Source organism: Pontiella sp. (genome assembly GCF_041622395.1).
In the GTDB taxonomy this organism is placed as follows: Bacteria; Verrucomicrobiota; Kiritimatiellia; order Kiritimatiellales; family Pontiellaceae; genus Pontiella.
Window position 1 is genome coordinate 1 of sequence record NZ_JBFJYW010000248.1, and the last position, 5,752, is coordinate 5,752.

General features: G+C 57.9%; 4 protein-coding genes. 3 read left to right on the forward strand and 1 reads right to left on the reverse strand.

Going from position 1 to position 5,752, the window contains the following annotated elements; translation table 11 throughout:
* On the reverse strand, positions 1-555 hold a 555-nt coding region (locus ABYO54_RS13160; RefSeq protein ID WP_372808709.1), incomplete at its 3' end, for a CvpA family protein.
* 261 nt (positions 556-816) lie between these two features.
* Between ABYO54_RS13160 and ABYO54_RS13165 the strand changes: the two genes are divergently transcribed.
* The 3 genes from ABYO54_RS13165 to ABYO54_RS13175 form a co-directional block, all read left to right on the forward strand.
* Complete coding sequence (locus ABYO54_RS13165; protein WP_372808710.1) at positions 817-3,519, forward strand: anaerobic ribonucleoside-triphosphate reductase; 2,703 nt, start codon at positions 817-819, stop codon at positions 3,517-3,519.
* Between the two features lie 101 nt (positions 3,520-3,620).
* Positions 3,621-4,016, forward strand: coding sequence for a hypothetical protein (locus tag ABYO54_RS13170; RefSeq protein ID WP_372808711.1), 396 nt, complete (start codon positions 3,621-3,623; stop codon positions 4,014-4,016).
* Between the two features lie 195 nt (positions 4,017-4,211).
* Positions 4,212-5,752 (forward strand): ATP-binding protein (locus ABYO54_RS13175; RefSeq protein WP_372808712.1); only part of this gene is annotated, 1,541 nt, incomplete at its 3' end.

Below are 5,752 nucleotides of genomic sequence, written 5' to 3' on the forward strand. Positions count from 1 at the left end.
CAGGCCGGCTTCCTTGCGATCCAGCAGCTTGCGCTTGAATTCCTCCACCTTTTCCTCGAATGCGGGAGCCAGGCGCGGCTGGATGCGGGGAACCACCTGGCCACAGACAAAGCGGCCGACATAGGACTTGCCGTTCAATTTGTCATAGGCCCTGCCCGACGAATCGAGCATGACCAGGAACACCAAGGCCAGCAAAACGGCCAACACGCCGCGGAGCAACCCGAGCAGCATGCCGTAGACGCTGTCGAAAATATCGGAAACCTGCGCCTTGAGCACCTTGGCCAGCACCTTGGAGAGCATGGCGAAAATCAAAATGCCCAGCACGACCGTCGCCGCAAGGATCAACCACATGATGTAGGTATCCTCCACGCTCTGAAGCAACCGCTCGAAATAGTCGAATATCGCGGGGTAGGCAAAAAACAGGAACCCACCGACGATGACGATTGTCAGGATATGCGCAACCTGCGCGGCGAATCCCTTCTGGAATCCGCCCCATGCAAAAAACACGACTGCAACCAGAACGGCCGCATCGACCAAACTCAACCACTCAGGCATATCCCATTCCCCTCTCGTTTGAAACTCGGTCGCAACTATGGCGGCTGGAAAAGCATTTTCAAAGCCACATCCGCGATCAATTAAAAAATACGTAGTGCCCTCCTCTTGTTTCCTAAGAAACTTGGCCGATTCCGGCAAAAACCACAAGATGTTGTGCCAACCCCTTGACACTTCCACATCACATTGGATACCTTATCATTCCGCTAAACGGGGAGGACGCCGTTTAACCAAGCATAAACCAGTAAATATCAGGGGGTAGGAATGCCGGGACAAAGACCCAACGCCGCATTTGACGGTTTCCAGAAGCGATCTGGACTCGTAGTACCATTCAGTTGGCAAAAAATCGAATTAGCCATCGACCGCGCGGTCGAAGATGTCGCCCGCAAGCATCGGACTTCCAAGAACGAAGGGGTGGCCTCGAAGGTCACCGATCAAGTGCTACAGCAACTCAACAATCCGGTCAGCGAATTCTATGTCCACGCCGACGACAACGGCAAACGCATCCCGAAGATCGAGGATGTCCAGGACTTGGTCGAAATCACGCTTGCCGAGCAGGGCGAGACCCTGGTGGTTGCCACCTACAAACGCTATCGCAAGCAGCGCGAAATCGCCCGCCGCAACATCCGCGTCCGCGGCGACGCCAACGGCAAGGTCGATGTCACCGACGCCTCCCTTCTTCTCGTCGAATCCTCCTCCCGCAACGTCAACCTCCCGTGGGACCGCAAGCGCATCGTAAAACAGATTCTCGACAAGACCGATCTCTCCGTCGAACTGGCCATCAATGTCGCAAAATCGGTGGAAAACCGCATCATCGGCGGCGACATGTCGATCATTTCCACCACGCTCATCCGCGAACTGGTCAACAACGAGCTGATGGAACGCGGGTATGCGCAACAGCTGCGCGACCTCTCCCTGTACCGCGTCTCCAAGGACTACCTCGAAAACCTGATGTTCACGAAATCGACCGAAAACTCGAACATCGTCAACAACAACCCGGAAGCGGTCAACCTCGGCATCGCTGAACTCGTGCTGAAGCAGTGGGCGCTCGACACCATCTTCAGCCCCGAAGTGAAACGCGCGCACGACACCGGCGCGGTCCACGTCCACGACCTCGGCTACCCGACCCGCGTCTACTGCTCCTCGCACTCGATCGAGTACGTCAAGAAATACGGCCTGAACGGATTGATCAACCTCAACACCTCGTCAAGCCCGGCGCGCTCCGCCTCGGTGCTGACCGGCCACCTCAATACCTTCCTGGCATCGATGCAGGCCAACTATGCCGGCGCGCTCGGCATCGCCTACATCAACATCCTCTATGCGCCGTTCTTGGTTGGCATGGGCGCCAAGGAGCTCAAGCAAGTCGCGCAGGAGCTGATCTTCAACGGCTCGCAAAACGCCTTTTCGCGCGGCGGCCAGACGCTGTTCCTCGACTTCAACATCCATTCCGGCGTCCCGAGCTACCTCAAGACCGTCCCGGCCATCGGCCCCGGCGGCCACTACCAGATGCGCCTCAAGGACGGCTCCATTGCCGAGCTGACCGAAGAGCTGCGCAACGACACCGACGCCAACGGCAACCAGATGATGGACCTGTACTACGCCGATCCGGAGCTCGGCCGGCGCCTGGTCTTGCGCGAACTCGCCGACGATCAGGACGGCGTGGGCTACGATCCCGCCGTCAGCGCCTCGCTCGAAGAAAACGGCGAAGCCATCGTGACCTACGGCGACTATACCCAGGAAGCGCAGGATTTCTGCAGCGCCCTGCTCAAGGTCTTCGGCGAAGGCGACGCCCATGGCCGCATCTTCGAGTTCCCGAAGTGCGACTTCCACGTCTCCGAAGAGACCTACGAAGATCCCGCCCAGTTCCAAATCTTCAAGGAAGCCTGCGAACTGGCCTCCCAGAACGGCTCGACCTACTTCATCTTCGACCGCGACGAAGTCACCCTGTCGGCCTGCTGCCGCCTGCGCACCACCATCAGCGACAGCCGGATGCTCAAGCACCCCGAAAGCATGCGCTTCTGCGGCTTCCAGAACGTGACGATCAACATTCCGCAAGCCTCCTACCGCGCGGCGCGCACCGGCGGCGACATCGTGCAGAATTTCTTCGACGAGCTCGACCGCACCATGGAACTCGCCGTCGATGCCCACCTGCAGAAAAAGGCGAAGGCCGCCGAAATGCTTTCGGGCCCCGGCCACCCGCTCTGGCAGATCGGCAAGGTTGCCAACGACGGCAAGCCCTACGTCGATCTCGAAAACTGCACCTACATCCTCGGCCTGATCGGCGTCAACGACGCCGTTAAATTCCTGATCGGCCAAGAACTGCACGACAGCAACGATGCCCAGCGTTTCGGCCTCAAGATCGTGGCGCACATGTACCGGAAGGCCAAGAAGATGGCCGCCAAGTACAACCTCAAGATCACCCTCGAGGAATCCCCGGCCGAGTCCGCCGCGCGCCGCCTGGCCAAATCCGACCTGATCTACTTCCCGGAAGAATCCCGCGAAATCGTCAAGGGCCCGGTCGATGCCGAGTACTACACCAACTCGATCCATCTCGCCGCCGAAGCCGACGTCTCGCTGGTCGACCGGATCGTCGAACAGTCCAAGTACCACAGCATGATCGAATCCGGCGCCATCACCCACTGCTTCATCGGCGAAGAACGCCCGGACGCCGACTCGATCGCCCACCTGATGACGGAAGTGTTCTACCGCACGCAGTCCGCCCAGGTTTGCGTATCGCCGGAGTTCACCTTCTGCGACAACTGCCAGCACCAAACCCGCGGTCTGCTGGAAAGCTGCCCGGAATGCGGCTCCACCGACGTCGTCGGCGAAACCCGCGTGGTCGGCTACTTCAGCAAAGTGCAGAACTGGAACAAATCCAAGCGCTACGGCGAACTGCTCGCCCGCCATGCCGGCAAGTACAACATCGTTGAAGCCGAAGAGGCCACCCCGGAAATGGTCACCGCATAGAAATGGAATTAGCCGCAAAAGAACGCAGAGAACACAGAGTTTCCCTTTTGCGTCCTTTGCGATCTTTTGTGGCAAAGCTGCTGTAGATAAGGAACTGAACAATGGCTGCAAAATATCAAATCAGAGTGTTCGGCAAAGAGGGGTGCGACAAATGCCACACCCTCAACCAGCGCCTCGACAAACTGCTCACGAAGGATGAGTACGCCGACTTCAACAAACTGTACTGCGACGTTGAAACCGCCGAAGGGCTCGTCGCTTTTTCCGAGGCCGAGTGCATCAACCCGTCGCGCATCCCCGCGCTGCTCATCACCAAGTGGGATGAGGAAGCCGGCGAATACAAGCCCGTCGGAACCAAAGCGCCCGGCGCCAAGGATGCCGTCTGCAAGAAGTCCAGACTGTATCAATATGTTGGCCTTCAAACCGATTATTCCGAGGTTGGCAAAGGGGTCATCTCGCCCAAGATGATCCAGGCCGTCCTGGCCGAAGCCCGGGACTAACCGTTCTATCACCCGGCCCGCCGGGCGCGCGTATTTCCCTCCCACCGCGCCCGGCGGGCCATCCTTGCTCCCCTCTGCATGCCCTTGCCAAGGCGCGCGGTGCAGGATGGGTCGACGGTCGTTTTCGTGCTCCGTTTTAGAATTGCGACTACCGTTGTTTTTCCGTATTCGTTAACGTTATTTCTGGAGAAAACGATGCCGGACAACTTGAACAACACCGACTTCCTGCTAAGCACCATGATGGCGAACATCACGGATAATATTTATTTCAAGAATCTCGACTCGCAACTGATCCTCGTGAACGACGCTTTTTGCAAATGGACGGGATTCTCCCAAGAGGAGGTGATTGGACGCACCGACTTCGATCTGTTCACCGAGGAACACGCCCGGAAGGCCTACGAAGACGAACAGCACATCATTCAAACCGGCGAGCCCATAATCAATCAGGAGGAGCGCGAAACCAGGGCGGAGGGACGCGTGACCTGGGTCTCAACCACCAAAATGCCGATCCGAAACAGCAACGGGACCATCATCGGAACCTTCGGCATGTCGCGGGACATCACCCGCAGCAAACAAATGGAGAAGGACCTCCGCGAAGCGCGCGACGAGGCCGAACGGGCCGCCCAGGCCAAAAGCATCTTCCTGGCAAACATGAGCCATGAAATCCGGACCCCGCTAAATGCGGTGGTCGGGATGGCCGACATGCTTGCAGACACCCCGATGACTCCGCAACAGCACGAATATCTGGAGACCGTCAACACCAGCTCGGAAGCCTTGATGGACATCGTCAACGACATTCTGGATTTGTCGAAGATCGAGTCGGGAAAACTGGAGCTGGAAGTCGCCCCATTCAACCTGATGCAGTTGGTGCAGAAATCGGTCGACGTCTTGGCCCCCAAGGCCAATCTAAAAGGGCTCGAATTGATGCAACATTTCATCGGCACGGTCCCCGAACGGGTGTTTGGCGATGCCGCCCGATTGCGGCAGGTGCTGCTGAATTTGCTCAGCAATGCGGTGAAGTTCACCTCGCAAGGCGAAGTTCTGGTCGAAGTCAGCGGCACGCCGGTCCGCGCAAACGAATATAAAATCAACTTCCTGATTTCCGACACCGGCATCGGCCTCAGTCCAGAAGAAGCCAAACGAATTCTAAAGCCGTTCGAACAAGCCGACACCTCCATTACCCGCCAGTTCGGCGGCACCGGGCTTGGGCTCAGCATCTGCAACAAACTAATCGAATTGATGGGCGGAGAAATGACCGTCCAAAGCGAAAAGGGAATTGGCTCCACCTTTAAATTCAACATTTCGGTGCGTCCAATCAACGACGCGGTCGCGCCGGAAACCCGGATCGACACCAAACCGCTGGAACGGCGGCGCGTTCTTCTTGTGGACGACAACAGCACCAACCTGAAGATCTTGCAGCACAACGTGGAACTCGTCGGCATGATCCCCTTCATGTACTCCTCCGGCACCGAAGCCCTGAACGCTTTGCCGGACATCTGCCCGATCGACATCGCCGTTCTGGATTATACCATGCCCGACCTGGACGGGCTCTCGCTTGCCAAGATGCTACGCAGCCATGAACTGTTTGGAGCGGCCCGGAGCCTGATTGCCAGCTCCAGCGGCCAACCACAGGACAACCCCACCTTCGCGGTAGACCTATGGTTGTCAAAACCCATCAAAAAGCAGCACCTTCACGAAGCGATGTCAGACCTGCTCAGCGGCACCGCGAAGCCCCC

What these genes read in the sequence shown, in the direction of transcription:
- ABYO54_RS13165 (WP_372808710.1), top strand. Translation starts at nt 817, where the DNA reads ATGCCGGGACAAAGACCCAACGCCGCATTTGACGGTTTCCAGAAGCGA.
- ABYO54_RS13170 (WP_372808711.1), top strand. Translation starts at nt 3,621, where the DNA reads ATGGCTGCAAAATATCAAATCAGAGTGTTCGGCAAAGAGGGGTGCGAC.